Genomic DNA, 24,622 nt, shown 5'->3' with positions numbered 1-24,622 from the left:
GTCAAGCAAAAAACTTCTCGTGATCGGCTGCAAGCCTTGTGCACAGAGGCTTTGCGGGATCTGCACTTGCCCCCAAAGACTGTGGACCGGCCTGTGGATAAGGTGCGCGCAGCTGGCTGCAGGCCACGGCTGCCGTGCCTTCCGGGCCAGTGAGCGTTTATTGTACAGCTGCCCGGGGTGTCCGGGGCTTCTGTTGCCGCCCAGAGCCGGGCCGGGCATGCTGCGAAACGCTTTTTTCATGAAACGGCGGCTCGCCACCCAGCAAGGAGAACACCATGACTTCCACACTGTTCATTACGGGCGCGACGTCCGGTTTTGGCGAAGCCTGCGCCCGGCGTTTTGCCGCGGCCGGTTGGTCGCTGGTGCTCACCGGCCGGCGCGAAGAGCGTCTCAACGCGCTGTGCGCAGAGCTTTCCAAGCAGACCGAAGTGCACGGCCTGGTGCTCGACGTGCGCGACCGCAAGGCCATGGAAACCGCCATCGCCAATCTGCCGGCGTCCTTCGGCAAGCTGCGCGGCCTGATCAACAATGCCGGCCTGGCCCTGGGCGTCGACCCGGCGCCCAAATGCGACCTGGATGACTGGGACACCATGGTCGACACCAACATCAAGGGCCTGATGTACAGCACCCGCCTGCTGCTGCCGCGGCTGATCGCCCATGGCCGGGGCGCCGGGATCGTCAACCTGGGCTCCATCGCCGGCAACTACCCGTACCCGGGCAGCCACGTCTATGGCGCGAGCAAGGCCTTCGTCAAACAGTTCTCCCTGAACCTGCGCTGCGACCTGCAGGGCACCGGGGTACGAGTGACCAACATCGAGCCGGGCCTGTGCGAAAGCGAGTTCTCCCTGGTGCGTTTCGCTGGCGATCAGGCGCGCTATGACGCCACTTATGCCGGCGCCGAACCGATCCAGCCCGAGGACATCGCCGACACCATCTTCTGGGTGCTCAACACGCCTGCCCACGTCAACATCAACAGTCTGGAGCTGATGCCGGTGAGCCAGACCTGGGCCGGCTTCGCCATCGAGCGCAAGGTGTAGCCGCTGCCGCAGGCTGCGACAGGGCCGCCAGGCCCTCCTGCGTTCGCAAGACCTCGGCGCTCGCAGCCTCGCCATGGCTCGGCAGCGACTACAGTTGTACTCGGAAACACATAAGCTGATTCGTTTCAGCTTGAGGCCGGCCCTGGCAAGGTAGAATTCCGACCCGAAATTTCGCGGCCGTCTCACACGAGGCGGTGTTTTCGAAGTTCGATAGGAGGAATCGTGAGTAACCGAGGTGAGCAGTCTCTGCTCAAACAATCGACTGTATTGATGTTCATCGTGGCGATCGCCGGTATCGTCACGGGTTTTGTTTCTGGCGCCCAATCCATTTTGTTCGATGGATTTTTTTCCCTGATCGCGACCTTCATCAAGGTCCTGATGCTGATCACCGCCCGGTTGATCGCCAAGGAAAGCAACCACCGTTTCCAGTTCGGCTTCTGGCATCTGGAGCCCATGGTGCTGTTGATCGAGGGCAGCTTCCTGCTGCTGATTGCCATCTATGCCTTCCTCAACGGTGTGTTCGGCATCATCAACGGTGGCCGAGAGGTCGAGTTGGGGCTGGTGATCTTTTATGCCGCCTTTTTCGCCGTGGCGGAGTTCGCCTACTTCTTCTATGTGCGCCGGCGTAACCGCAAGCTCAAATCGTCACTGATCCAGTTCGACAACATCAGCTGGCTGGTGGACGCGATGCTCTCGGTGGGGCTGCTGGTGAGCTTTGTCACGGCGCTGCTGCTCAAGCAGTACGGGCATGACCGCTGGGCGGTGTATGTCGACCCGGCGATCCTGATCCTGCTGGCCATCAGCATGCTGCCGCCGGCCTTGAAGATCCTGCGGCCGGCGTTGCGTGATGTGCTGGGCATCGCTCCGGACCAACTGGATGAAAAGGTGCGCAGCGTGATGGAAGAGGCCATGGTTGCCTATGGCTTCCAGGAATACATTTCCTACGTGCAGAAGCACGGCCGGGCGCGTTTCATCGAGATCCATATCGTGCTGCCGGCGGACTATCCGCTGCAGGATGTGGCGACTCTGGACCGCTTGCGCGAGGAGATTTCCAGTGAGTTGGGAGAGGCCGACGCCGCGCGTTGGCTGACCATCAGCTTTACCGGGGATCGCAAGTGGATCGTTTGATCGGCGGTGCACTTTTCGCCGACCAGCCGTCTCCTACAGGGGGCTTGCAGGAGCCGGCTGGCCGGCAGAGGCTTCAGGCAAAATATTCCGCCAGCCCGCGATAACAGGTCGCCAGGTGATAAGGCGTGGTCGATGGCATATCCCGCCGGCTGACCGCGCCACTGGCATCCAGGCATTCATTCCAGCCCCCTGCATGCAGGAAATGCGCGTGCAGCGCCTTGAGCTGACGCAGCAGGGGCGCCTGGCTGTCCGCACGCAAGGTCAGGGCACGCACGTACTCGGCCTGGGCCCAGATGCGCTGGGTGGCGTCCTTGATGGGGGCACCCGGTTGCAGGTCGAGCATGGCGCACACCGCGCCGCTCTTCGGGTCGACACCAAGCTGCTCGGCAAACGCGAAGGCACGACTCAATGAGGCGTGCAGCGGGTTGCTGCGCAGCAAGGGCGAAGAGTCGAGGAGGAAGAACCACTCGAACTGATGCCCTGGCTCGAACCAGTTATCCACAGCCCCCAGTGGCTTCTCCAGCATCACTCCGTGCTGCGGGTCGATGAACTGCTGCTGCATGGCCTGGCACAGCTCCAGCAGTGCGGTTTGTACCGCGGCGTCTTCGCGCACTGCCAGGATTGCGAGAAAGGCTTCGGCCAGGTGCATCAGCGGATTCTGCAGGGGCCCGGAACCCAGTACGGACCAGTCCTCGGCGAGGCTGGCTTCGTAGAGTCCATCGCCCCGGGCAAAGCGCAGGGCTACCACTTCCAGGGCGGCATTGAGCACCGACTCCACCAGCGGCTCGCGGACCTTGGCCCAGTAATGAGCGCAGGCGAAGAGGATAAAGGCGTGGGTGTAGAGGTCCTTGCGCCGATCCAGCGGCGCGCCGTCGGCATCGATGCTGTAGAACCAGCCACCGTGCTCGGCATCGTGGAAGTGCCGCTGCAGCGAGCGGAACAGCGCGGCGGCCCGCTCTTGGGCAAAGGGGGCGGCGGCATCACCGATCAATTGGGAGAACAGGTACAGCTGCCGGGCACAGGCCATGGCTCGATAGCGCTGCGGCGGCAATGGCCGCTGTTCAGCGTCCAGCGCCTCATAGGGCAGTGCCAACTGCGGATTCCAGCCCGGGCCTTGCCACAGCGGCACGATCACCTTGTGGAAATGCTGCTGCATGGCGTTGAACAGAGCGCTCGATTCAGGCGAGGTGGCGGAGCGGGATACATCGGGCATTGGCTGGCGTCGTCACGGCAGGTTTGAGTGCGCGACATGTTACCAGAGAAGCCCCGCCAGGCGGCTTGCCCGCCAAGCACGCCATACGGGTAGGAGCCGGCTTGCCAGCGAAGGCGGCCGAAAGATCACCTCAGCCTTGCAGGAGCTGGCTTGCCCGCGAACGAGGCCCGCAAGACCGCCTTCGCCGGCCAGCCGGCTCCTACAGAAGAGGGCAGGGATCAGCCTGCCAGCAACCACACGCCCGTTGCGGCCGAGGCGGCACCGGCCACGCGCACCAGCGGCGCCGCCGCCTGAGGCAGTACCCGCACCACGGCATAGCCGGCGGCATGCAGGGCCGCGGTGGCTGCGACAAAACCGGCGGCGTAGGTCCAGGGGCTGGACATGTCCGGCAGCTCCAGGCCATGGGCCACGCCGTGGAACAGGGCAAACAGCGCAGTGGCGGCGAGCGCCAGGCTCAGCGGCGGACGCACGGCCAGGGCCACGGCCAGGCCCAGGGCCAGTACCGACGCGGCAATGCCGCTTTCCAGGGCCGGCAGGTTCAGCCCTTCAAAGCCCAGCAGGCCGCCGATGAGCATGGTGCCGACGAAGGTGCAGGGCAGCGCCCAGCGCGCCGCGCCTTGCTGCTGGGCCGCCCACAGGCCGACCGCAAGCATGGCCAGCAGGTGGTCGAGGCCGCCGATGGGGTGGCTGATGCCGGCCAGCAGGCCGTTGTCGCCGTGGCCCGGGTGAGCGAAGGCCAGGGCCGGGGTCAGCAGCAGCGCCAGGGCGCCGAAGAGTGATTTCAGGGTCATGAGTGGCTTCCTTGTTGAGCTTTTTCAGGTTCGGTTTCAGGCCGCGGTCAGCAGCCCTTGGCGTTCGATGAAGGCGATGATCTCTTGCAGTCCCTGGCCGGTTTTCTGATTGCTGAAGACAAACGGCTTGCCGCCGCGCATGCGCTGGGTGTCGCTGTTCATCATTTCCAGTGAGGCGCCCACCAGCGGCGCCAGGTCGATCTTGTTGATCACCAGCAGGTCGGACTTGCAGATTCCCGGGCCGCCCTTGCGCGGCAGCTTGTCGCCGGCGGAAACGTCGATCACGTAGATGGTCAGGTCCGACAGTTCCGGGCTGAAGGTGGCCGAGAGGTTGTCGCCGCCGGATTCCACCAGGATCAGGTCGAGCCCGGGGAAGCGCCGGTTCAGCTGGTCCACCGCCTCCAGGTTGATCGAGGCGTCTTCGCGAATGGCGGTGTGCGGGCAGCCGCCGGTTTCCACGCCGATGATCCGCTCCGGGGCCAGGGCCTGGTTGCGTACCAGGAAGTCGGCATCCTCGCGGGTGTAGATATCGTTGGTCACCACCGCCAGGTTGTAGCGTTCGCGCAGGGCCAGGCACAGGGCCAGGGTCAGGGCGGTTTTGCCGGAGCCCACTGGGCCGCCGATGCCGACGCGCAGAGGTTGTGCGTTCATGAGTTTCTCCTAGGAACGGAACAGGCGGCTGTATTGGCGCTCGTGGGCCATGCTCGCCAGGGACAGGCCGAAAGCGGCGCTGCCATGATGGTTGGGATCAAGGTTCGTGGCGTGGTGCTGGGCCTGCTGCAACAAAGGCAGCAGCTCGCTGGTCAGGCGCTGGGCGGCCTGCTGGCCCAGGGGCAGGGTCTTCATCAGCACCGCCAGCTGGTTTTCCAGCCAGCTCCAGAGCCAGGCGGCCAGGGCATCGGCGGGGCTGATGTGCCAGGCGCGGGCGGCCAGGGCCCAGCCCAGGGCCAGGTGCGGTTCGTCCTGGCGCGCCAGCAGGTCCCGGGCACCAGCGTCGAGTTCCGGCAGGCCTTCCAGCAGTTGCTTGAGGGAATAGCCCATCTGCCGGCTTTCCTGGTACAGCTCACGGGTTTCGCGGCTGGCCCGGTGGGCTTCGCACAGCTGCTGCAGGCGGACCCAGTCCTGATCGGCGGCGGCTTGGCAATGGGCCAGCAACAGCGGTGCTTCGAAGCGCGCCAGGTTCAGCAGCAGTTGGTCGCCGATCCAGCGGCGGGCGCTGTCCGGGTCATGCACGCGCTGCTGTTCCACGGCCATCTCCAGGCCCTGGGAATAGCTGTAGCCGCCAATCGGCAACTGCGGACTGGCCAGGCGCAACAGGGCCCAGGCCGGGTTCATGGACGGACGCCGAACTGGTGCAAGCGCGGTGGATAGTTGAAGTCTTCATCGCCGTGACGCGAATGATGGTGGCCGCCGCCATAGGCGCCGTGCTCGGGCTGGAAGGGCGCCTCGATGGTGTCGGTGCTGGCCCCCAGTTGTTCGAGCATGGCCTTGAGCACGTAGTCATCGAGCAGGCGCAGCCAGCCGTCGCCCACTTGCAGGGCCACGTGGCGGTTGCCCAGGTGATAGGCGGCGCGGGTCAGTTCGAAGGCATTGCGGCAGGTGACGTGCAGCAGGGTTTCCGGGCGGGCGCAGACCTTGACGATGCGGCCGTCCTCGGCTTCAAGGAACTCGCCGTCGTGCAGCGGCGGCTGGCCACGCTCGAGAAACAGGCCGACGTCTTCACCCTCGGCACTGAAACAGCGCAGGCGGCTTTTGCTGCGGGCCTCGTAAGTCAGGTGCAGCTCGGCGGACCAGGCGGTTTGGGGGGCGGTTCTGCGGTGGATCACCAGCATCGGGGAGCTTCCAGCTATGAGCGATGCACAAGCCAGAGCAAGGGGCTTGCCAATCGCTCGGAGGAGAGGGAAACCCCTTTGTCGACACCGGAACTGCGCCTGAAAAAGGGGCAAAACCTTGTTTTATCTTGTTACAAAATGGCGCGCTGCGCTGATTTATAGCACCGAGTTGGTGCGCGGGAAATATTTTTGCCGCAATCCGGTGCCGGGCCGGCGCCCAGGCGCGAACCCGCGCCCTTGAGCGGGGCGCGCAGATGAATTGAAGGGGGGAGCGGCGGGTTACTCGGTGCTGCCCAGGCCTTGCCAGTGTTTCAGGCCGATGAAGATGAAGCGCAGTTGCTGGGTGATCTTGGCCTGGGGCGTGAGGTGCTCGGGCAGGGCCTGAGCTGGCGGATCGATGATGTCCGGCAGGGTGGCGAACACGCTCTTGACGATCAGGTCGGCCATCACCCCGAGATCGGCGGCATTGAGGTGCTGCAGCTTGGGCATCAGGGTCAGGTCGGCCGCCAGGTCGGAACTGATGTTCTCCCGCAGGCTGGCGATGGCCTGGCGTACTGGCAGCGAGCCGCCGTATTGCTCGCGGGCGAGAAACAGGAACTGCGCGCGCTTGGCTTCCACCACGTCGAGGAAGATGCGCACCGAGGCGTCGATGATGCCGCCCATGACGAATTCGTTGTGGCGCACCAGGCGGATGGTTTCGCGAAAGGTCTGGCCGACCTCGCTGACCAGTTCCAGGCCCAGTTGGTCCATGTCGCTGAAGTGCCGGTAGAAACCGGTGGGCACGATCCCAGCGGCTTTCGCCACTTCCCGCAGGCTCAGGCTGCCGAAACCACGACCACACTCCATCAGATGCCGGGCGGCATCCATCAAGGCATTACGGGTCTGTTGCTTCTGTTCGGCGCGGGGCAGCATCGGCGGGTTATTTCTTTGCTCAAGAGGAGCGGCGCACTCTAGCAAATCAACTTTGCCGGAGTCGAACCTGCGTCAGGCGAGGGCAGGGAGGGCGGGGGGCGACAACGGGGCTCCATGAAAGCCAAAGCCCGATCCAGGGATCGGGCTTTTTTTAAGGGCCAGCATGGCCTCAGCTCGCTGCTTGATGACGTTCGGCCAGGCGATCGGCACCGCCTTCGGCAACAGTCTGGCCTTGAGGGGTGCGGCTGAAGCCATCTTCCACCAGGCCTTTCTCTTCCAGGCGATCACGGCCGCCTTCGGCTACGGTTTGACCTTGTGGGGTGCGATCGTAGCCATCTTCAGCGACGTTCTGACCTTGTGGAGTACGGTCGTAACCATCTTCGGCAACGTTCTGGCCCTGAGGGGTGCGATCATAGCCGTCTTCGGCAACGCTCTGGCCTTGTGGCGTGCGGTCATAACCGTCGGCAGCGACTTTGTTGCGTTCGATCAGGCGATCCGAACCGCCTTCAGCCAGGGTTTGGCTGAACACGCTGTGGCTGGCCTTGACCTGCGGAGTGGCTTGTTCGGCGGCCGGCAGGGCGAAGGCGTTGGCGGCCAGGATGGACAGGGTCAGGCTCAGTAAGATGTGGCGTTTCATGATGGGTTGCTCCTTGGCAGGGCGATAAATTGGATACGGAGCTAATGTTACCGCCGCAAATTCGATATAAAAGTTCATAACCACAATGGTAATAATCAACGAAATTGATTGTTTGCCCGCAAGGCTCTAGCCCGGGCCTTTGCGCCGACGGCGTTTGCACCGCAGTGGGTATTTTCGACTCACTCAGGCTTCGCAACAGGGCAGGGCGAGGTAACACCCGGCTGTCCGATCGATCAGGAAATCGGTTTTTTTTCGCCTGGGCCGGCGCCCGGATTAAACCTGTGCGGGCTTTATCAGTCGTAGTTTTCATGGCCGGGGATTCTCCACCGGCATTTCACCGATGCGTCGTGATTTGGCGCTCAGTTGTCTTCAGGAGCCTCGTGCAATGACGCGCACTCGTAAAATTCTCGCCTGGACCGTTTGTGGTCTGATCCTGCTACTGGCCGTGCTGGTGCTGGTGATTGCCTTCTTCGATTGGAACCGGATCAAGCCGACCCTCAACGCCAAGGTGTCCGAGGAGTTGCACCGGCCGTTCGCGATCAATGGCGACTTGTCGGTCGCCTGGCACCGCGAGCCTGAAGAGGGCGGCTGGCGCGCCTGGGTGCCCTGGCCCCACGTGGTGGCCCAGGACCTGACCCTGGGCAATGCGGACTGGTCCAAGGCGCCGCAGATGGTCGGCCTCAAACGGGTCGAGCTGCGGATCTCGCCCCTGGCCCTGCTGGTGCGGCGGGTCAGCATCCCGCGAATCGACCTCACCGAGCCCGACGCCGCGCTGCAGCGGCTGGCCGACGGTCGCGCCAATTGGACCTTCAAGTTCGACCCGAAAGACCCTGAGGCCGAGCCTTCCAGCTGGACGCTGGATATCGGCGCCATCGGTTTCGACAAGGGCCACGTGACCCTGGATGACCAGACCCTGAACACCCAGCTCGACCTGCAAGTGGAGTTGCTCGGCAAGCCCATTCCGTTCAGCGACATCGTCGGTGAAAGCGAGGCGCAGAAGGTCACGGCAAAAGGCGCCGAGCCGCAGGCCTACGCGTTCGCCCTCAAGGTCAAGGGCCAGTACCACGGGCAGAAGCTTGCCGGCACCGGCAAGATCGGCGGGCTGCTGGCCCTGCAGGACGGGCGCAAGCCGTTTCCACTGCAGGCCCAGGCGCAGATCGGCGCCACCCAGGTGGAACTGCGGGGCAGTCTCACCGATCCGCTGAACCTTGGCGCCCTGGACCTGCGCCTGAAACTGGCGGGCACCAGCCTGGGCAACCTCTATCCGCTGACTGGCGTGACCCTGCCGGATTCGCCGCCCTATGCCACCGATGGCCGCCTGACTGCGAAGCTGCGCGACCCGGCGGGCGCGACCTTCAGTTACCAGGGTTTCAACGGCAAGATCGGCGACAGCGATATCCACGGCAACCTGACCTACGTGGCCAGTCAGCCGCGGCCCAAGCTCAGCGGTGCGCTGGTTTCCAACCAGTTGCTGATGAGCGACCTGGCGCCGCTGATCGGTGCCGACTCCAACTCCGCGCAGAAAGCTCGGGGCGGCGAGAGCAAGCAGCCGGCGGACAAGGTGCTGCCGGTGGAGGAGTTTCGCACCGAGCGCTGGCGCGACATGGACGCCGATGTGGAGTTCACCGGCAAGCGCATCGTCCACAGCGCCGATCTGCCGTTCACCGATCTCTACACCCACCTGGTGCTCAATGACGGCCAGCTCAGCCTGGAGCCGCTGCGCTTCGGCGTGGCCGGCGGCAGGCTGGATGCTCAGGTGCGCCTCAATGGGCAGGCCACGCCGCTGGAAGGCCGGGCCAGGCTGACCGCGCGCAACTTCAAGCTCAAGCAGCTGTTCCCAGGGTTCGAACCGATGAAGACCAGTTTCGGCGAGCTCAACGGCGATGCCGACATCTCCGGCCGCGGCAACTCGGTGGCGGCCTTGCTGGGCAGCGCCAACGGTGACCTGAAGATGCTGATCAACGACGGCGCCATCAGCCGCAGCCTGATGGAAATCGCCGGACTCAACGTCGGCAACTATGTGGTCGGCAAGATGTTTGGCGACAAGGAGGTGAAGATCAACTGCGCCGCCGCCGACTTCGGCATCAAGAGCGGGCTGGCCAGTTCCCGGCTGTTCGTCTTCGACACCGAGAACGCCATCATCTACATCGACGGCACCGCCAACATGGCCACCGAGCAACTGGATCTGACCATCACCCCGGAATCCAAGGGGCTGCGCCTGTTCTCCCTGCGTTCACCGTTGTATGTGCAGGGCAAGTTCATCAAGCCCAGCGCCGGCGTCAAGGCGGTGCCGCTGGTGCTGCGCGGGGCCGGGATGGTGGCGCTGGGGGTGATCGCCGGGCCGGCGGCGGGGCTGCTGGCGCTGGTGGCGCCCAGCGGTGACGAGCCCAATCAGTGCGCGCCGTTGCTGCAGCAGATGCGCTCGGGCAAGGCACCGGTGACGGTGAAACCGAGCAAGTAGGAAAAGGGGCGCCTGGCGCGCAAGCCCGCTCCTGCGCAAGGCAGGGGCGGGCGGAGGGGGTTACAGATCCTTGAGGATGTCGGCCATGTCGTCGGCGTGTTCTTCTTCCTGGGCCAGGATCTCTTCGAACAGGCGGCGGGTGGTGGGATCCTTGTCGCCGATGTACTGGATGATCTCGCGGTAGCTGTCGATGGCGATCCGCTCGGCCACCAGGTCCTCGTAGACCATTTCCTTCAGGTTGTTGCCGGCCACGTACTGGGCGTGGGAGTGCTTGGACAGCAGGTCCGGATTGAATTCCGGTTCGCCACCGAGCTGGACGATGCGCTCGGCCAGCTTGTCGGCGTGTTCGGCTTCCTGGGTCGCATGCTCGAGAAACTCGTCGGCCGCCACGCTGGCCTTGAGGCCGGTGGCCATGAAGTAGTGGCGCTTGTAGCGCAGGACGCACACCAGCTCGGTGGCCAGCGACTCGTTGAGCAGGCGCAGCACCTCCTCGCGGTCGGCGCTGTAGCCTTCGGTCACGGCGCCGTTTTCCACGTGTTGACGGGCCCGCTGCCGCAGGCTTTGCACATCAGATAAATGCTTGTCGCTCATGTCGATCTCCTGGGGGCTAATCCGTTTGGCGTCAGGCTCTGTCGACCTGATCGCTACATGGGTTGTGAGTCCCGGGCGCGGCAAAAAGTTTTATCGGATAGGCCTGCTCCTTCAATTCGCGCTGTGTGAGCGGCCAGGAGCGCCGCCGCGCGCCAGGGGCGGATGCCCGTCCAGCAGCGATTCCTCTTGCAGCCACTGGAGGAAGGCCTTCACCGGCGGATGGCGTTCACGGCCCGGCACGCACAGGGCGCTGTAGCCGGCACCGTCCACCTGGACCTGCGGGCGATAGGGTTGCAGCAGGCCGCTAGCCACGCTCTGGGACACCAGGATATTGCTCGCCAGCACCAGGCCCTGGCCGGCAATGGCGGCCTGCAGGGCGTATTGCTCTTCGTCGTAGGAGCGGACCAGCGCCGGGTCGTCGAGCCACTGTTCACCGGCCAGGGTGCACCAGGCCTGCCAGCCGTCGGCGTAAAGCCTTGAGTTGCGCCAATGCACGCTGATCAGGGAAGGTCGCTGCTGCTGTGCGAGGGCCACTTGCCGGGGGGCGCCGTAGACCGCGAAACGCTCATCGAACAGACACAGGCCGTGGAGGTCCGGGTAGTCATCCTGGCTATAGCGGATCGCCACATCGATGCTGGCGTCCTGCTGCAAGTCCACCACTTCACAACGGGTGTCCAGGCGCAGGCTGATGCGCGGGTGCCGGGTGTAGAACCGTCCCAGCCGCGGCACCAGCCACAGGGCGGCGAAGGCGGCCGTGGTGGATACCGTCAACTGGGTCGGGCTGGGGCTGGGGCGCAGGCTATCGACACTCTGGGTCACATCCAGCAGGGCGCCGTGCAGGCTGTGGAACAGCCGTTCGCCGGAGTCGGTCAGGCGTACCTGGCGTGGCAGGCGCTGGAACAGGGGCACGCCCAGCCAGTGCTCCAGGCTGCGGATCTGGTGGGACACCGCGGTGGGTGTCACCGACAGGTCCTCGGCGGCGGCCTTGAAGCTCAGCAGGCGCGCGGCGGATTCGAAGGTGCGCAGGGCGGTGAGGGGCAGATGGGCGAACATGTTTGGCTCCATGGATGAGCTAAGTTCATCTGAGTGAACTTTTGCTCATTTGTTGCGAAAACCCGGTGCCTCTAGATTTATCGCGGAATCTACGGCCATGCAAGGTCGTTGAAATCAATCCGCAGGAGAGCATCAAGATGAGTTCAGTTCTTGTCATTCACGGCAGTCCACGGGGCGAGCGTTCCCATAGCCGGCGGTTGGCCGAAGCGTTTCTCCAGGCCTGGCAAGGGGCCCATCCCCAGGGCAGGCTCACGCGCCGGGAAGTCGGGCGGGGTTCCCTGCCCCACGTCAGCGAGGCCTTTATCGCCGCGGCGTTTTATCCACAGCCCGAGGCCCGGTCGCTGTCGATGCAGGCCGACCTGGCCTTGAGCGACGAGCTGGTGGGCGAGTTGCTGGAGCATCGGCGCCTGGTGATCTCGGCGCCCATGTACAACTTCAGCGTGCCCAGTGGGATCAAGGCCTGGGTCGATCACATCGTGCGCCTGGGGCTGACCTTCAACACCCTGCTGGACAACGGCGTGGCCCAGTACCAGCCACTGGTGCAGGGCAAGAAGGTATTGATTGTCACCAGTCGTGGTGGTGGCGGCTTCGGTCCCGGGGGCGAGCACGAAGCGCTGAACCACGCCGATCGCTGGTTGCGCACGGCCCTGGGATTCATCGGTATCGAGGACGTGACCGTGGTCGCGGCAGAAGGCGAGGAGTCGGTGCCCGAGCGTTTCCAACAGTCCTGTGACGAGGCGCAGCAGCGTCTACTGGCCCTGGCACGCACGTTCTGAGGTGGCGCCATGGCCTGGATATACCTGCTGCTGGCGGCGGCCTTTGAGGTCACGTTCGCCATGGGCATGAAGTACGCCGAGGGCTTCACCCGTCCCTGGCCTTCGCTGGTGACGGTGGTGGCGGCCGTGGCCGGCATCTACTTCCTGACCCTGGCCATGCGCGAGTTGCCGGTCAGCGTGGCCTATCCGATCTGGACCGCGATCGGCTCCCTGGGCACGGTGCTGCTGGGCGTCGTGCTGCTGGGGGAAAGCCTGACGCCGCTCAAGCTGCTGTCGGTAGGGCTGATCGTGGCCGGGGTGGCGGGGTTGAAGTAGGCGGGGCTGTCATGCTGCTGTCGTCAAACCGTCACGGGGACTGACGATGCCCTTGGTTATGGTCTAGCTTTCAGCCTGGGCCAGCCCGGCCCATTTCAAGGACTCCCTGCATGTCCCAAGCGCTTGCCACGCGATACCCCCTGGTGCTGGTTCCCGGCATGCTCGGTTTTGTCCGCCTGCTGCTGTACCCCTACTGGTACGGGATCATCCCGGCCCTGCGCCGGGGCGGGGCCCGGGTGTATGCGGTGCAAGTGTCGCCGCTCAACTCCAGCGAGGTGCGCGGCGAACAACTGCTGGCCCAGGTCCAGCGGATCCTGGCCGAGACCGGTGCCTCGCGGGTCAACCTGATCGGCCACAGCCAGGGCGCGCTCACCGCGCGCTACGCTGCCGCCAAGCGCCCGGACTGGGTGGCTTCGGTGACTTCGGTGGCCGGTCCCAACCACGGTTCCGAACTGGCGGATTACCTGGCCCGGCATTCCCCGGCCCACAGCTTCAAGGGGCGCATCCTGAGTGCGCTATTGCGGGGTATCGCGGCCTTGATGACGCTGCTGGAAACCGGCTATCGCGGGCCGAAACTGCCAGTGGATATTCACGCCTCGCACCAGTCGCTGACCACCGCGGGCGTGGCCCTGTTCAACCGCCAATACCCCCAGGGGTTACCGACGACCTGGGGCGGCCAGGGGCCGGAGCAGGTCGACGGTGTGCGCTACTACTCCTGGTCCGGCACCTTGCAGCCGGGCAAGACCAATCGCGGACGCAATCTGTTCGACGGCACCAGTCGCAGCTGCCGCCTGTTCGCCCGGACCTTCGTCCGCGAAGCCGGCCAGTGCGACGGCATGGTGGGGCGCTACAGCTCCCATCTGGGGCAGGTCATCGGCGACGATTACCCCCTGGATCACTTCGATATCGTCAACCAGTCCCTGGGCCTGGTGGGCAAGGGCGCTGAACCGATCCGCCTGTTCGTCGAACATGCCCAGCGCCTCAAGGCCGCCGGCCTCTGACCTTCAGCCTTGCCCCGTAGGCGCCGGCTTGCCGGCCAACGGCCGCAGTACCGTGGTCCAGCGCTCCGAGAGAACCACCCCGGCCAACGTCAGCACGCCGCCCACCAGATGAAACCAGGCCAGTCGCTCATGCAGCACCACCGCGGCAATCAGCGCCGTGATCAACGGCAAGAGGTTGAAGAACAGCGTGGTCCGGCTCGGCCCCAGGCGCACCACCGCCTGCATCCAGGCCAGGGGCGCGAGCATCGAGGCCAGCAGGCAGACATAGAGCACCAGGGGAATGTTCTGCAGGGTCGGCCCGACTTTTGGCGAGGCCAGGAACAGCGGCAGCAGTACCACCACCGCCACCAGCACCTGCAGGTACAGCAGCACCAGGGGTGGCAGGCGCAGTTGCCATTTTTTCAGCAGGGTGCTGTAAATCGCATAGGCCAGGGTGGCCACCAGCATCATCGCGTCCCCCAGGTTGACCCCGTGCTGCAGCAGCGCCGCCAGGCTGCCGGAGGACACCACCAGCAGCACCCCGGCAAACGACAGCACCGCGCCCACCAAGGCCCCGGCGGTCAGGCGCTGGCCCAGGGCGGCGATGGCCATGGCCAGGGACATCAGCGGCATCAGCGACAGAATGATGCCCATGTTGGTGGCCGAGGTCAGGCTGGCGGCGAAGTAGGCCAGGCTCTGATACACCGCCATGCCGAGGATGCCGAGAATGGCGATGCGCCACAGATTGGGGCGGATCACCGGCCAGTGGCCGATCACCGGCTTGAGCATGAAGGGGGTGAACAGCAGGCCGGCCAGCAACCAGCGATAGAAGCCGATCTCCGCGGGGAAGATCGCGCCCACGGCGAGTTTGTTGATCACGGTATTGCCGGCCCAGATAAAGATGGCCAGCAGTGGATAAGCGTATTGCATGGAGACAGCCACAGAGTTGATGAGGAGCGATTATCCCCTTGTCCGGATCAACGCCTATACTGCGAACCGGACAACCCGCCCCGACATCCGGACAGCATGAGCAAAAAACACATCGACCTCCTGGATTTCCACGGGCTCCCCGCGCCGGTGTATTTCCGCTATGCCGACTTCGCCGCCCACAGCCATGCCCTGGAGCACCGTCATCCCTGGGGCTGCCTGGAGTATTCGGCCCATGGGGTGATGCATATGGAGATCGCCGGCCAGCGCTTCATGTCGCCACCGCAATACGCGGTCTGGGTGCCGCCGCAGACGCCCCACAGTTTCTACACTTCCCAGCCGATCAACTACCGGGCGGTGCTGCTGGCGCCGGAACTGTGCGCGGACCTGCCGCGGCAGGGCAGCACCCTGGCCATCAGCGAGATTCTCAAGGCGATCCTCAAGGACTTTGCCGCCCGGGACGTGCAGATCCCCGAGGGCGAGGCCGACCAGCGCCTGGCCCAGGTGGCGCTGGACCAACTGCGCCAGGCCCCGGTGCATAACTGCTACCTGCCCTACGCCAGCCACCCGGAGCTGCTGCGAGTGCTCCAGGCCCTGCAGGCCGAGCCGGGCAACCACCAGCCGCTGGCCCATTGGGCGCAGCAGGCCCATGTCAGCGAACGCACCCTGGCCCGGCAGTTCGTTCGCGAGCTGGGCATGAGCTTTGGCGAATGGCGCCAGCGCCAGCGTTTCCTGGCCTCCATCGAGGCCCTGGACAGCCCGCGCAGCATCCAGGAAATCGCCTTCGACATGGGCTACAGCACCGCCTCGGCGTTTATCGCGATGTTCCAGCGCCAGGCCGGCTGCACCCCCGAGCAATACCGCCGGGCCGGCCTGCAGAACAGATGAAGGTGTAACAGGCTTTGTCTACACTGCGCAGGAGGCCGTGCCCGTCGGCGCGGTGACAAGGAGAAAACTCCATGAAGATGTTGCGTATTCCGTTGTTGATGGTGGGCCTGCTGTTGTGCTCCCAGGGGTTTGCCGCCACCGCCCAGCAGAACAAGATGACCAGCTGTAATGCCGAAGCCACCGCCAAGAGCCTCAAGGGCGACGAGCGCAAGGCCTTCATGAGCACCTGCCTCAAGGCCGCCCCGGCTGCCGCCGCCACCCCTTCCACGCCTCAGGAAAGAATGAAGACCTGCAACGCCGACGCCACCGCCAAGGCCCTCAAGGGCGATGCGCGCAAGGCGTTCATGAGTGATTGCCTGAAGAAGAAATAAGTCCCTGTCGATACCGTCATTGCGCCTCCCCGTCTTGCCTTGGGGAGGCTCATCTCCAGCGCGCCTCGTTGCTCATGGCTGTTTTTTCTCAGCCATAGCCAGTCATTGTGTTTATGATCCTCCGCGCTTCATCGCAAGCAAGGGGGCGGATGTTCGACGCCTTAATGGAGGCTCAGCGCCTGGAGCTGGCCAGCAATTGCATAGGGATGTGACGGTGAAAAAAGTTCTGTGGGTTCTGCTGTGTTGTGTTCTTGCCGGGTGTGCTTCTGCTCCTCGTCAAAAAAGCCAGGATGAGGTCCTCTCTGACGTGGTGTCAGCTGTGCAGCACAGCCGCGATGGTTCGTTGCAATCCAAGGAAGGCCCGCCACTGGTCTTCACTCGGATCAACAGTCATGGAGTGCTTCCGGATCGCCTGGCGATTGTGGCGGGGGGCGGAATGGAACGGTTCAACATGCGCGATATGTTTCGCACAGCCTCGGCAGAGCAGTATGGAACGTTCGTGATATTCGGCGCCAACCCGGCACTGGACAAGGCGATTGTCGGCGGTGCGCTGAGTGATCAGCAGTTTCCTCGGGTCTGGGTGTTCTTTGTCGGCGAGCCGGCGCAGGAGCAGGAGATGCAGGCCATCGTCGAAGCCGCGGGGAGCAAGTATTCGTTTATCAGCAAATACCAGGAATGAGCAGGCTCAGGTTGGCCGCAAGCCTTCGCCGCGCCCTTGGGCACCTACTGGTAGGCGGACTGTTGGTGATCGTCAGCGGCTGCATGTCGCCGCCTCTGGTCTACGAAAATGATCGCTTGGACAGCCGGATGCTATGCACGGAAGGCGCGAAGCGGATCACTCTGATGCAGCGTTACTCCTTCGACCTGCCCGAGCCTTATCGGCATGCGCAGTGCGGAACCATCACCGGCGGGTTCACCTATGAAAAGGGCCGTGATGCGCTGTCGGTCGGCACCTCGGGATCTTTCTCCTATGGGGACATTCAGGTGACGGCTTCCGGGCTCTATATGCGGGTCAACAGCTTTCTCGATGGCTGGGGGGATGGTCTGCTCTATCCGAAGCAGGCCTTTCTTGAGGATCTGCTGGCCAGGCAGGCGCGGCCATCCCATACCGGTGTCAAGCCCAGCAGTCTCGATTGGGTGAACATGCAGGGCTATCAATGCCTGCGCGCCTACGAGCGTTGGGAAGGGACCGCAGTGGGCATTCTCGAAGACAAGGTCAAGTACTGGTGCTGGGAGCAGGAGAGCGGCCTGCAACAGCCGTTCTATGTGCATGCAGGCCAGCGCTTGCCCTTGGGGAGCAAGGGTTACGACCTGGATCAGGTGTTCATCGTGCCGTTCTTCCAGAGCCTGAAGATCAACCCCTTGCCGGCGCCGGTGCTGGCCAAGGCACGGGCTGATATCCAGGGGGTCTGTGCCCATATCAAATCGCGCTACGACCGCAAGCTGCCCTGGGGCAGTGACTACCCCGACCAGCGACTGATCCGGACACAATTGCACTACTGCGGCTATGACGTGCCGCTGCCCGACCTTTCAGCCCCGGTGCCTGGGGCCAAAACCGACTGAACCTTCGCCTGTCACAACACTCAAGTACCCTGTAAGCCCATGCCCTTGGGGCGCCTGCCACTATTCCTCCGGGGTGAAGGCTGGCAGACTGCCGGTCTTTTCCCGCTGTTTGTCTTGAGGCTATATGCCAGCGTTTTCACAGCGTCATCTGTTGTTCATCAGTTGGATCATCATCTTCGGTGGCCTGTTGCTGGCCTTGCCCTTGCGTCTGTTACCCAGCCTGCTGGCGGGGCTGTTGGTGTTCGAGCTGGTCAACATGCTCACCCCGCAATTGCAGCGGCTGATCGAGGGCCGGCGGGCGCGCTGGCTGGCGGTGGCGCTGCTGGGCACGCTGGTGGTCAGTCTGCTGACCCTGCTGTTCGCCGGAGCCATCAGTTTCCTGTTGCATGAAGCGGAGAACCCTGGCGCCTCGCTGGGCAAGTTCATGGTGGTGGTGGACAAGGCCCGGGGCCAGTTGCCGCCGTTCCTCGACGCCTACCTGCCGGCCAGCGCCGCGGAGTTCCAGGCCGCCATCGGCGCCTGGGCCAGCAAGCACTTGAGCGAGTTGCAGCTGGTGGGCAAGGACGCGGCGCACATGTTCGTGACCCTGCTGATCGGCATGGTCCTGGGGGCGATCATCGCCCTGCAGCGCATCCCCGACCTGACCAAGCGCAAGCCCCTGGCAGCGGCGTTGTTCGACCGCCTGCACCTGCTGGTCCAGGCGTTTCGCAACATCGTCTTCGCGCAGATCAAGATCTCCCTGCTCAACACCTTCTTCACCGGGATCTTCCTGGCACTGATCCTGCCGCTGTTCGGGGTCAAGCTGCCGCTGACCAAGACCCTGATCGTGCTGACCTTCCTGCTGGGCCTGTTGCCGGTGATCGGCAACCTGATCTCCAACACCCTGATCACCATCGTCGGGCTGTCGCTGTCGATCTGGGTGGCGGTGGCGGCGCTGGGCTACCTGATCTTTATCCACAAGCTGGAATACTTCCTCAACGCGCGGATTGTCGGCGGGCAGATCAGTGCCAAGTCCTGGGAACTGCTCCTGGCGATGCTGGTGTTCGAGGCCGCCTTCGGCCTGCCCGGGGTGGTGGCGGGACCGATCTATTACGCCTACCTGAAGAGCGAATTGAAGCTGGCGGGCCTGGTTTAACAGCAGCCGCCAGCTTGCAGCTTCAAGCCGCAAGCTACAGCCGATCCCGCTCTTGCCTTTGCTTGCGGCTTGCCGCTGCCCTTATCCGTAGCGCTTCTTGGCTTCGATGGCCAGGCCGCTGCCGATGCTGCCGAAGATGTTGCCTTCCACATGCCGGGCGTTGGGCAGCATGGCCGCCACGCTCTGGCGCAGCGCCGGAATGCCGCTGGAGCCGCCGGTGAAGAACACCGTGTCGACCTGGGCCACACCAACATTGGCGTCGCTCAACAGTTGAGTGACGCTGGTGCGGATGCGCTCCAGCAACCCGTCGATGGAGGATTCGAACAGGGCCCGGCTCAGGTCGACGCTGAGGTCGCGCTCGATGCGGTCCAGGGCCACCAGGCGGTTCTCGGCGTGGGTCAGCTGGATCTTGGTTTCTTCCACTTCCATGGCCAGCCAGTGCCCGGCGCGCTGTTCGATCAGTTTGAACAGGCGGTCGATGCCGCCGGTGTCCTCGATGTCGTAGCGCATGCTGCCCAGGGCCAACTGGGACTTTTGCGAGTACACCGAGTTGATGGTGTGCCAGGTCGCCAGGTTCATGTGGTGGCTGGTGGGCATGTAGGCGCCGCTCTTCATCCGGCTGCCGTAGCCGAACAGCGGCATCACGCCTTGCAGGCTCAACTGCTTGTCGAAGTCGGTGCCGCCGACGTGCACGCCGCCGGTGGCGAGGATGTCGTCGTGACGGTTATCGACGCCACGGCGCTCGGGGGACAGGCGCACCAGGGAGAAGTCCGAAGTACCGCCGCCGATGTCGACGATCAGCACCAGCTCTTCGCGTTCGATGGTGGACTCGTAGTCGAAGGCCGCGGCGATCGGTTCGTACTGGAAGGACACGTCCTTGAAGCCGATCTTGCGCGCCACTTCCACCAAGGTGTCTTCGGCTTCCTGGTCGGCGGCGGCATCGTCATCGACGAAGAACACCGGGCGGCCCAGTACCACTTGCTCGAATTCCCGACCGGCGGTGGCTTCGGCGCGGCTTTTCAACTGGCCGATGAACAGCCCCAAGAGGTCCTTGAACGGCATGGCGGTGCCCAGCACGCTGGTGTCGTGCTTGATCAGCTTGGAGCCCAGCAGGCTTTTCAGCGAGCGCATCAGCCGGCCTTCGTAGCCTTCCAGGTACTCGTGCAGCGCCAGGCGGCCGTACACCGGACGGCGCTCCTCGATATTGAAGAACACCACCGAAGGCAGGGTGATCTTGTCGTCCTCCAGGGCGATCAGCGTCTCCTCGCCGGGGCGCAGCCAGCCGACGGTGGAGTTGGAGGTACCGAAGTCAATGCCGCAGGCCCGGGCCGGGGTGGCGTTGTTCATGTCTTTGGATCCGGTGAAAAAAACGGCCGCGCAGCGTACGCCAGTCCTCGCGCGTTGCAAAGGCCGACCATGTGCTAAATCGCAACCCGTTGTGCCTTGAAAGACTATCCTTGACCCCCAAACTTGCAGGCATGGGCCGAGCAGTCGTCCAGGGATCACAAGATCCGCCCGCGGCTGCCGATAAACTTCTGATGCGCCGTTCAGTCAGAGGATTGAGATTGATCAATTCTCATGCTGCCAGACCGAGCATGCTGTGCTGCACGCCGCGCGACTTTGATAACGGATGGTGATTCCCTCGATGGACTTCAAAGACTATTACAAGATTCTCGGCGTGGAGCCGACAGCGGACGACAAGGCGATCAAGGCCGCCTATCGCAAGCTGGCGCGCAAATACCACCCCGACGTCAGTAAGGAAAAGGATGCCGAGGCCAAGTTCAAGGATGCCTCGGAAGCCTATGAGGCGCTGAAAAGCGCCGACAAGCGCGCCGAATACGACGACCTGCGCAAGTACGGTCAGCATGGTCAGCCCTTCCAGGGGCCGCCGGGCTGGCAGAGCCGTGGCGGCTTTGGCGGCGGCGACGGTGGTGATTTCTCGGACTTCTTCAGTTCGATCTTTGGTAACCGGGGGCCAGGATTCGGCGGCCCGGAACAGCGCCGCAGCAGCGGTCGTCGTGGACAGGATGTGGAAATGGAACTGCCGATCTTTCTTGAGGAAACCCTGTCGACCGAGTCGAAGAAGATCAGCTTCCAGGTGCCGCAGTACAACGCCGCCGGCCAGCACGTCAGCAACACCAGCAAGAGCCTGAACGTGAAGATTCCTGCCGGGGTCACCGACGGCGAGCGCATCCGCCTCAAGGGCCAGGGCGCGCCGGGCGTGGGCGGCGGGGCCAATGGCGACCTGTACCTGACCATTCGTTTTGCGCCGCACCCGAAATTCGATGTCGAAGGCGAAAACCTGATCATCACCCTGCCGCTGGCCCCTTGGGAGCTGGCGCTGGGCACCGAGGTCGCGGTCCCGACCCTGACCGGCAAGATCAACCTCAAGGTTCCGGCCGGCAGCCAGAACGGCCAGCGCATGCGCGCCAAGGGCCACGGTCTGCTGAACAAGGCCGGCCAGCGCGGCTACCTGTTCGTCCAGCTCAAGGCGGTGATGCCCAAGCACACCGGCGATGACGTCAAGGCCTTGTGGCAGGAGCTGGCGAAGAAGGCGGCGTTCGACCCCCGGGAAAATTTCTGATTCGACACTAGGAGGCGCCGATCATGAGCACCCTGATCGTTCAGCTGGACATGGAAGAATTCTGTGAAGTGGCCGACCTGTCGGCGGCCTACGTGATCGAAATCGTCGAGCACGGCATCCTCGAACCTCAGGGGACGGCGCCCCAGAACTGGCGTTTCAGTGATGTCGAACTGTCCCTGGCCAAGCGCGCGGCGAAGCTGCGCCGCGATCTGGACCTGGAGTGGGAAGGGGTCGCCCTGGCCCTGGACCTGCTGGATGAAGTGCGGCAACTGCGCGCCGAGAACCAGATGCTCAGGCAGCGCCTGGGCCGCCTGCTGCTGGACTGATGACCTGTAGCCGCTGCTGAGCGCCAGCGAGGCTGCGACCGGGCGCGCAGCGACCGCAGAACCAGGCGACTGCGGTGTGTCAGGCAACATCGGGTTGCGAGGACTGCATCCTCGTTCGCAGCTTCGCTGGCGCTCGGCAGCGGCTACCAAGAGCGCTAGCGTTTGTAACGTGCCTCAGGCGCGGGACACCCGCGGCAGGGTGACGGTGAAGGTGGTGCCGTCGCTTTCGTTGGAGCTGACCTCGATGCTGCCCTGGTGCGCGGTCACCACTTCCTTGACGATGAACAACCCCAGGCCAAGGCTGGTGCTGGTACTGCCCAGTTCCTCGTCGGCACTGCGCACCAGCGGGTCAAACAGGGTGGCCAGGGCTTCCGGGGGGATGGGGACGCCGTAGTTGTGAACGGTCAGCAGCACTTGCTCGACGCCGCCGGTGAGGGTCACGGTGACGGTGCGGCGGTTGCTGCCGTGCTGCAAGGCATTGCCGATCAGGTTCTGCAGCATCTGCTCGATGCGGGCGCGGTCCCAGATGCCGTGGCTGTCTCCTTCGAAGCTCAATAGCGGCAGGCAGTCGGGCTGGCCCGCGCAGGCTTCGTCCATGGCCGCCTTGGCCGCGCTGGCCAGGTCCATGGGCGCGGGGTCGATGGGCAAGCCGTTGCCCAGGCGACTGCGGACGAACTCTAGCAAATCGCTGACCATGGCGCCCATGTGGCGGGTGCCAGTCTTGATCCGCGACACAAAGGCCAGGGCGTCCTCATCCAGCGGCACTTTGCGCGCCAGCATCTCGGTGGACATGCTCACCGCTTGCAGCGGCGCCCGCAGATCGTGGCCAAGAATCGCCAGGAAGATATCCCGCGAGCGGCTGACCTGCTCGGCATAGGCGGTGGTGGACTCGGCCAGGGCTTCGTCGATCGCCTCGTTGAAGCGGATCATGTCTTGCAGGTGCTCCAGGTCCGGGGTTACCAGGCTGGCGACCCACAGACGGATCACACAGGCCCGCAGGTGGCGGAACTCGGACGTCATCTGCACCAGATCGAAACCCACGTGATGGCGCAGTTCGCCATGGCTGGCGGCGGCCGCATCCAGGCTCGGGGATTTCTCCGGGCCTTCGCCCCTGGCCTTGGCCAGCTGTTCACCCGGGCTCTGGGTGATGCGCATGTCCCGGGCGGCCGCCAGCAGGATCGAGGTGGCGTGATCCCGCAGGTCGCTGCGGGTCAGAGTGTCCGCGGCCAGGGTCCTGGCAAATTGTTCCCATTCATCAACGATTCGATCAACGTGCTGCACGATGAAATCGGACAGGCGCATAGCCGGGCACCTTAGTGGGCAGAGAGTGGAAAACGAGACGCATCTTAGCGCCATATCCGCCGGTTCAACACCGTCCCTGCCCAGCGGCTGGATGGGTTTCAGAACAGGAAATAGCGCTGGGCCATGGGCAGCACATCCGCTGGCTCGCACCACAGCAGCACACCGTCGGCCTTGACCTGATAGGTCTGCGGGTCGACTTCGATGTTCGGCAGGTAGTCGTTATGGATCAGGTCGCTCTTTTGCACCGTGCGACAGCCCTTGACCACGGCGATGCGTTTTTTCAGGCCCAATTGTTCCGGCACTCCGGCGTCCAGCGCCGCCTGGCTGATGAAGGTCAGGCTGGTGGCGTGGCGGCTGCCGCCGTAACTGGCGAACATCGGCCGGTAATGCACCGGCTGCGGGGTCGGGATCGAGGCGTTGGCATCGCCCATCAGGCTCGCGGCAATCGCTCCGCCCTTGAGGATCAGGGTCGGCTTGACCCCGAAAAAGGCCGGGCGCCAGAGCACCAGGTCGGCCCACTTGCCGACTTCGATGGAGCCCACTTCATGGCTGATGCCATGGGTGATCGCCGGGTTGATGGTGTACTTGGCGATGTAGCGCTTGACCCGGAAGTTGCTGTTGCCGGGGCCGTCGCCCGGCAGCGGGCCGCGCTGGCGGTGCATCTTGTCGGCGGTCTGCCAGGTGCGGGTCACCACTTCGCCGACCCGGCCCATGGCCTGGCTGTCGGAGCTGATCATCGAGAACGCCCCCAGGTCGTGGAGGATGTCCTCGGCGGCGATGGTCTCGCGGCGGATGCGGCTTTCGGCGAAGGCCACGTCCTCGGCGATGCTCGGGTCCAGGTGATGGCAGACCATGAGCATGTCCAGGTGCTCGTCGATGGTGTTGCGGGTGAAGGGCCGGGTCGGGTTGGTGGAGCTGGGCAGCACGTTGGAAAAACCGCAGGCCTTGATGATGTCCGGGGCGTGGCCGCCGCCGGCGCCTTCGGTGTGGTAGGTGTGGATGGTCCGCCCCTTGAAGGCGCCCAGGGTGGTTTCGACGAAGCCGGACTCGTTGAGGGTGTCGGTGTGGATCGCCACCTGCACGTCGTACTGGTCGGCCACGCTCAGGCAGTTGTCGATGCTGGCCGGGGTGCTGCCCCAGTCCTCGTGCAGCTTGAGGCCGATGGCCCCAGCCTTGACCTGTTCGATCAAGGGCTCCGGCAGGCTGGCGTTGCCCTTGCCGGTAAAGCCGATGTTCATCGGGAAGGCGTCCGCGGCCTGGAGCATGCGCGCCATGTGCCAAGGCCCGGAGGTGCAGGTGGTGGCGTTGGTCCCGGTGGCCGGTCCCGTGCCGCCGCCGATCATGGTGGTGACGCCGCTCATCAGCGCTTCTTCGATCTGCTGCGGGCAGATGAAGTGGATGTGGGTGTCGATGCCGCCGGCGGTGAGGATCATGCCTTCCCCGGCGATCACTTCGGTGCTGGCGCCGATGGCGATGGTCACGTCGGGCTGGATATCCGGGTTGCCGGCCTTGCCGATGGCGGCGATGCGCCCGTCCTTGAGGCCGACGTCGGCCTTGACGATGCCCCAGTGATCGATGATCAGGGCGTTGGTGATCAGGGTGTCCACCACATCGCACGCCAGCAGCTGGCTCTGGCCCATGCCATCGCGGATCACCTTGCCGCCACCGAACTTCACTTCTTCACCGTAGGTGGTGAAGTCCTTCTCCACTTCGATCCACAGCTCGGTGTCGGCCAGCCGTACCTTGTCGCCCACGGTGGGGCCGAACATGTCGGCGTAGGCCTCACGGGAAATGCGCATT

26 protein-coding genes are annotated in these 24,622 nt (G+C 64.3%); 13 read left to right on the top strand and 13 right to left on the bottom strand.

The window, feature by feature from the left end:
* The first annotated feature begins 275 nt into the window (after positions 1–275).
* Together ACMGG8_RS00685 and ACMGG8_RS00680 are read left to right on the top strand one after the other, a co-directional pair.
* Entirely contained in the window at positions 276–1,037 is a 762-nt protein-coding gene (locus ACMGG8_RS00685) for an SDR family oxidoreductase (RefSeq protein ID WP_060837285.1), read from the top strand.
* A 222-nt stretch (positions 1,038–1,259) separates the two neighbouring features.
* Entirely contained in the window at positions 1,260–2,165 is a 906-nt protein-coding gene (locus ACMGG8_RS00680) for a cation diffusion facilitator family transporter (protein ID WP_060842338.1), read from the top strand.
* Positions 2,166–2,238: 73 nt separating this feature from the next.
* On the opposite strand, the gene ACMGG8_RS00675 is transcribed toward ACMGG8_RS00680, so the two are convergent.
* The 7 genes from ACMGG8_RS00675 to ACMGG8_RS00645 all read right to left on the bottom strand — a co-directional run bounded on the left by ACMGG8_RS00675 (position 2,239) and on the right by ACMGG8_RS00645 (position 7,550).
* Positions 2,239–3,378, bottom strand: coding sequence for an AGE family epimerase/isomerase (locus tag ACMGG8_RS00675; RefSeq protein WP_060837287.1), 1,140 nt, complete (start codon positions 3,376–3,378; stop codon positions 2,239–2,241).
* Between the two features lie 218 nt (positions 3,379–3,596).
* A complete protein-coding gene (locus tag ACMGG8_RS00670; RefSeq protein ID WP_060837288.1) occupies positions 3,597–4,169 on the bottom strand; it encodes a HupE/UreJ family protein in 573 nt (190 codons plus the stop codon).
* A 36-nt stretch (positions 4,170–4,205) separates the two neighbouring features.
* Complete coding sequence (gene ureG / locus ACMGG8_RS00665; RefSeq protein ID WP_060837289.1) at positions 4,206–4,820, bottom strand: urease accessory protein UreG; 615 nt, start codon at positions 4,818–4,820, stop codon at positions 4,206–4,208.
* 9 nt (positions 4,821–4,829) lie between these two features.
* Positions 4,830–5,504: an urease accessory protein UreF gene (locus tag ACMGG8_RS00660; RefSeq protein WP_060837290.1), complete on the bottom strand. Its 675-nt coding sequence runs from the start codon at positions 5,502–5,504 to the stop codon at positions 4,830–4,832.
* The gene (gene ureE / locus ACMGG8_RS00655) at positions 5,501–6,001 is read right to left on the bottom strand and encodes an urease accessory protein UreE (RefSeq protein ID WP_060842341.1); all 501 of its coding nucleotides are present in this window, start codon (positions 5,999–6,001) and stop codon (positions 5,501–5,503) included. The genes ACMGG8_RS00660 and ureE overlap by 4 nt, the downstream gene beginning before the upstream one ends.
* 279 nt (positions 6,002–6,280) lie before the next feature.
* A complete protein-coding gene (locus tag ACMGG8_RS00650) occupies positions 6,281–6,913 on the bottom strand; it encodes a TetR family transcriptional regulator (RefSeq protein ID WP_016967858.1) in 633 nt (210 codons plus the stop codon).
* A 169-nt stretch (positions 6,914–7,082) separates the two neighbouring features.
* Entirely contained in the window at positions 7,083–7,550 is a 468-nt protein-coding gene (locus tag ACMGG8_RS00645; protein ID WP_060837292.1) for a hypothetical protein, read from the bottom strand.
* Positions 7,551–7,935: 385 nt separating this feature from the next.
* Here ACMGG8_RS00645 and ACMGG8_RS00640 point away from each other — a divergent pair, with 385 nt between their 5' ends.
* Positions 7,936–10,011: an AsmA family protein gene (locus tag ACMGG8_RS00640; protein WP_414159012.1), complete on the top strand. Its 2,076-nt coding sequence runs from the start codon at positions 7,936–7,938 to the stop codon at positions 10,009–10,011.
* A gap of 60 nt (positions 10,012–10,071) precedes the next feature.
* On the opposite strand, the gene ACMGG8_RS00635 is transcribed toward ACMGG8_RS00640, so the two are convergent.
* Positions 10,072–10,602: a ferritin-like domain-containing protein gene (locus ACMGG8_RS00635; RefSeq protein ID WP_060842343.1), complete on the bottom strand. Its 531-nt coding sequence runs from the start codon at positions 10,600–10,602 to the stop codon at positions 10,072–10,074.
* A gap of 111 nt (positions 10,603–10,713) precedes the next feature.
* Entirely contained in the window at positions 10,714–11,667 is a 954-nt protein-coding gene (locus tag ACMGG8_RS00630; RefSeq protein WP_164990741.1) for a LysR substrate-binding domain-containing protein, read from the bottom strand.
* Positions 11,668–11,792: 125 nt separating this feature from the next.
* On the opposite strand from ACMGG8_RS00630, the gene ACMGG8_RS00625 reads away from it, so the two are divergent.
* The 3 genes from ACMGG8_RS00625 to ACMGG8_RS00615 all read left to right on the top strand — a co-directional run bounded on the left by ACMGG8_RS00625 (position 11,793) and on the right by ACMGG8_RS00615 (position 13,747).
* Positions 11,793–12,431 (top strand): FMN-dependent NADH-azoreductase, encoded by a 639-nt coding sequence (locus ACMGG8_RS00625; protein WP_060837296.1) that lies wholly within the window; start codon positions 11,793–11,795, stop codon positions 12,429–12,431.
* Positions 12,432–12,440: 9 nt separating this feature from the next.
* Positions 12,441–12,746, top strand: coding sequence for a DMT family transporter (locus tag ACMGG8_RS00620; protein WP_414159011.1), 306 nt, complete (start codon positions 12,441–12,443; stop codon positions 12,744–12,746).
* Between the two features lie 110 nt (positions 12,747–12,856).
* Entirely contained in the window at positions 12,857–13,747 is an 891-nt protein-coding gene (locus tag ACMGG8_RS00615) for an alpha/beta fold hydrolase (RefSeq protein ID WP_414159010.1), read from the top strand.
* A 3-nt stretch (positions 13,748–13,750) separates the two neighbouring features.
* On the opposite strand, the gene ACMGG8_RS00610 is transcribed toward ACMGG8_RS00615, so the two are convergent.
* Entirely contained in the window at positions 13,751–14,656 is a 906-nt protein-coding gene (locus ACMGG8_RS00610) for a DMT family transporter (RefSeq protein WP_414159009.1), read from the bottom strand.
* A 96-nt stretch (positions 14,657–14,752) separates the two neighbouring features.
* Here ACMGG8_RS00610 and ACMGG8_RS00605 point away from each other — a divergent pair, with 96 nt between their 5' ends.
* The 5 genes from ACMGG8_RS00605 (at position 14,753) to ACMGG8_RS00585 (ending at position 18,610) form a co-directional block, all read left to right on the top strand.
* Positions 14,753–15,541: an AraC family transcriptional regulator gene (locus tag ACMGG8_RS00605; RefSeq protein WP_060837300.1), complete on the top strand. Its 789-nt coding sequence runs from the start codon at positions 14,753–14,755 to the stop codon at positions 15,539–15,541.
* A gap of 71 nt (positions 15,542–15,612) precedes the next feature.
* A complete protein-coding gene (locus ACMGG8_RS00600) occupies positions 15,613–15,912 on the top strand; it encodes a PsiF family protein (RefSeq protein ID WP_047301399.1) in 300 nt (99 codons plus the stop codon).
* Between the two features lie 214 nt (positions 15,913–16,126).
* Positions 16,127–16,591 carry a hypothetical protein gene (locus ACMGG8_RS00595; RefSeq protein WP_414159008.1) on the top strand — a complete coding sequence of 155 codons (465 nt, stop codon included), beginning with the start codon at positions 16,127–16,129 and terminating at the stop codon, positions 16,589–16,591.
* A 164-nt stretch (positions 16,592–16,755) separates the two neighbouring features.
* Positions 16,756–17,475, top strand: coding sequence for a hypothetical protein (locus ACMGG8_RS00590; RefSeq protein WP_232513194.1), 720 nt, complete (start codon positions 16,756–16,758; stop codon positions 17,473–17,475).
* 124 nt (positions 17,476–17,599) lie between these two features.
* On the top strand, positions 17,600–18,610 hold the full coding sequence (locus tag ACMGG8_RS00585) for an AI-2E family transporter (protein WP_060837303.1): 1,011 nt from the start codon (positions 17,600–17,602) through the stop codon (positions 18,608–18,610).
* A gap of 81 nt (positions 18,611–18,691) precedes the next feature.
* Here the strand turns inward: ACMGG8_RS00585 and ACMGG8_RS00580 are convergent, their stop codons facing one another.
* Complete coding sequence (locus ACMGG8_RS00580) at positions 18,692–19,957, bottom strand: Hsp70 family protein (protein WP_060837304.1); 1,266 nt, start codon at positions 19,955–19,957, stop codon at positions 18,692–18,694.
* A gap of 298 nt (positions 19,958–20,255) precedes the next feature.
* Here ACMGG8_RS00580 and ACMGG8_RS00575 point away from each other — a divergent pair, with 298 nt between their 5' ends.
* Complete coding sequence (locus ACMGG8_RS00575) at positions 20,256–21,194, top strand: DnaJ C-terminal domain-containing protein (RefSeq protein WP_060841868.1); 939 nt, start codon at positions 20,256–20,258, stop codon at positions 21,192–21,194.
* Between the two features lie 20 nt (positions 21,195–21,214).
* Positions 21,215–21,520, top strand: a complete 306-nt coding sequence (locus ACMGG8_RS00570) for a chaperone modulator CbpM (protein ID WP_173655925.1) — start codon at positions 21,215–21,217, stop codon at positions 21,518–21,520.
* A gap of 174 nt (positions 21,521–21,694) precedes the next feature.
* Here ACMGG8_RS00570 and ACMGG8_RS00565 read toward each other — a convergent pair whose 3' ends face one another.
* Together ACMGG8_RS00565 and ureC are read right to left on the bottom strand one after the other, a co-directional pair.
* Complete coding sequence (locus ACMGG8_RS00565) at positions 21,695–22,822, bottom strand: sensor histidine kinase (RefSeq protein ID WP_414159007.1); 1,128 nt, start codon at positions 22,820–22,822, stop codon at positions 21,695–21,697.
* A 98-nt stretch (positions 22,823–22,920) separates the two neighbouring features.
* The gene (ureC, locus tag ACMGG8_RS00560; protein ID WP_060837307.1) at positions 22,921–24,621 is read right to left on the bottom strand and encodes an urease subunit alpha; all 1,701 of its coding nucleotides are present in this window, start codon (positions 24,619–24,621) and stop codon (positions 22,921–22,923) included.
* Between the last annotated feature and the right edge of the window lies 1 nt (position 24,622).

Source organism: Pseudomonas sp. BNK-45 (assembly GCF_047456255.1).
Lineage (GTDB): Bacteria > Pseudomonadota > Gammaproteobacteria > Pseudomonadales > Pseudomonadaceae > Aquipseudomonas.
Note: the sequence above shows the minus strand (reverse complement) of the source record. Positions and strands in the feature narration are given on the sequence as shown.

What these genes read in the sequence shown, in the direction of transcription:
- ACMGG8_RS00615 (WP_414159010.1), top strand. Translation starts at nt 12,857, where the DNA reads ATGTCCCAAGCGCTTGCCACGCGATACCCCCTGGTGCTGGTTCCCGGC.
- ureC (WP_060837307.1), bottom strand. Translation starts at nt 24,621, where the DNA reads ATGCGCATTTCCCGTGAGGCCTACGCCGACATGTTCGGCCCCACCGTG.
- ACMGG8_RS00635 (WP_060842343.1), bottom strand. Translation starts at nt 10,602, where the DNA reads ATGAGCGACAAGCATTTATCTGATGTGCAAAGCCTGCGGCAGCGGGCC.
- ACMGG8_RS00670 (WP_060837288.1), bottom strand. Translation starts at nt 4,169, where the DNA reads ATGACCCTGAAATCACTCTTCGGCGCCCTGGCGCTGCTGCTGACCCCG.
- ACMGG8_RS00610 (WP_414159009.1), bottom strand. Translation starts at nt 14,656, where the DNA reads ATGCAATACGCTTATCCACTGCTGGCCATCTTTATCTGGGCCGGCAAT.
- ACMGG8_RS00585 (WP_060837303.1), top strand. Translation starts at nt 17,600, where the DNA reads ATGCCAGCGTTTTCACAGCGTCATCTGTTGTTCATCAGTTGGATCATC.
- ACMGG8_RS00575 (WP_060841868.1), top strand. Translation starts at nt 20,256, where the DNA reads ATGGACTTCAAAGACTATTACAAGATTCTCGGCGTGGAGCCGACAGCG.
- ACMGG8_RS00685 (WP_060837285.1), top strand. Translation starts at nt 276, where the DNA reads ATGACTTCCACACTGTTCATTACGGGCGCGACGTCCGGTTTTGGCGAA.
- ACMGG8_RS00645 (WP_060837292.1), bottom strand. Translation starts at nt 7,550, where the DNA reads ATGAAACGCCACATCTTACTGAGCCTGACCCTGTCCATCCTGGCCGCC.
- ACMGG8_RS00605 (WP_060837300.1), top strand. Translation starts at nt 14,753, where the DNA reads ATGAGCAAAAAACACATCGACCTCCTGGATTTCCACGGGCTCCCCGCG.
- ureE (WP_060842341.1), bottom strand. Translation starts at nt 6,001, where the DNA reads ATGCTGGTGATCCACCGCAGAACCGCCCCCCAAACCGCCTGGTCCGCC.
- ACMGG8_RS00565 (WP_414159007.1), bottom strand. Translation starts at nt 22,822, where the DNA reads ATGCGCCTGTCCGATTTCATCGTGCAGCACGTTGATCGAATCGTTGAT.
- ACMGG8_RS00630 (WP_164990741.1), bottom strand. Translation starts at nt 11,667, where the DNA reads ATGGAGCCAAACATGTTCGCCCATCTGCCCCTCACCGCCCTGCGCACC.
- ACMGG8_RS00625 (WP_060837296.1), top strand. Translation starts at nt 11,793, where the DNA reads ATGAGTTCAGTTCTTGTCATTCACGGCAGTCCACGGGGCGAGCGTTCC.
- ACMGG8_RS00640 (WP_414159012.1), top strand. Translation starts at nt 7,936, where the DNA reads ATGACGCGCACTCGTAAAATTCTCGCCTGGACCGTTTGTGGTCTGATC.
- ACMGG8_RS00675 (WP_060837287.1), bottom strand. Translation starts at nt 3,378, where the DNA reads ATGCCCGATGTATCCCGCTCCGCCACCTCGCCTGAATCGAGCGCTCTG.
- ACMGG8_RS00580 (WP_060837304.1), bottom strand. Translation starts at nt 19,957, where the DNA reads ATGAACAACGCCACCCCGGCCCGGGCCTGCGGCATTGACTTCGGTACC.
- ACMGG8_RS00600 (WP_047301399.1), top strand. Translation starts at nt 15,613, where the DNA reads ATGAAGATGTTGCGTATTCCGTTGTTGATGGTGGGCCTGCTGTTGTGC.
- ACMGG8_RS00650 (WP_016967858.1), bottom strand. Translation starts at nt 6,913, where the DNA reads ATGCTGCCCCGCGCCGAACAGAAGCAACAGACCCGTAATGCCTTGATG.
- ACMGG8_RS00590 (WP_232513194.1), top strand. Translation starts at nt 16,756, where the DNA reads ATGCAGCGTTACTCCTTCGACCTGCCCGAGCCTTATCGGCATGCGCAG.
- ureG (WP_060837289.1), bottom strand. Translation starts at nt 4,820, where the DNA reads ATGAACGCACAACCTCTGCGCGTCGGCATCGGCGGCCCAGTGGGCTCC.
- ACMGG8_RS00660 (WP_060837290.1), bottom strand. Translation starts at nt 5,504, where the DNA reads ATGAACCCGGCCTGGGCCCTGTTGCGCCTGGCCAGTCCGCAGTTGCCG.
- ACMGG8_RS00620 (WP_414159011.1), top strand. Translation starts at nt 12,441, where the DNA reads ATGGCCTGGATATACCTGCTGCTGGCGGCGGCCTTTGAGGTCACGTTC.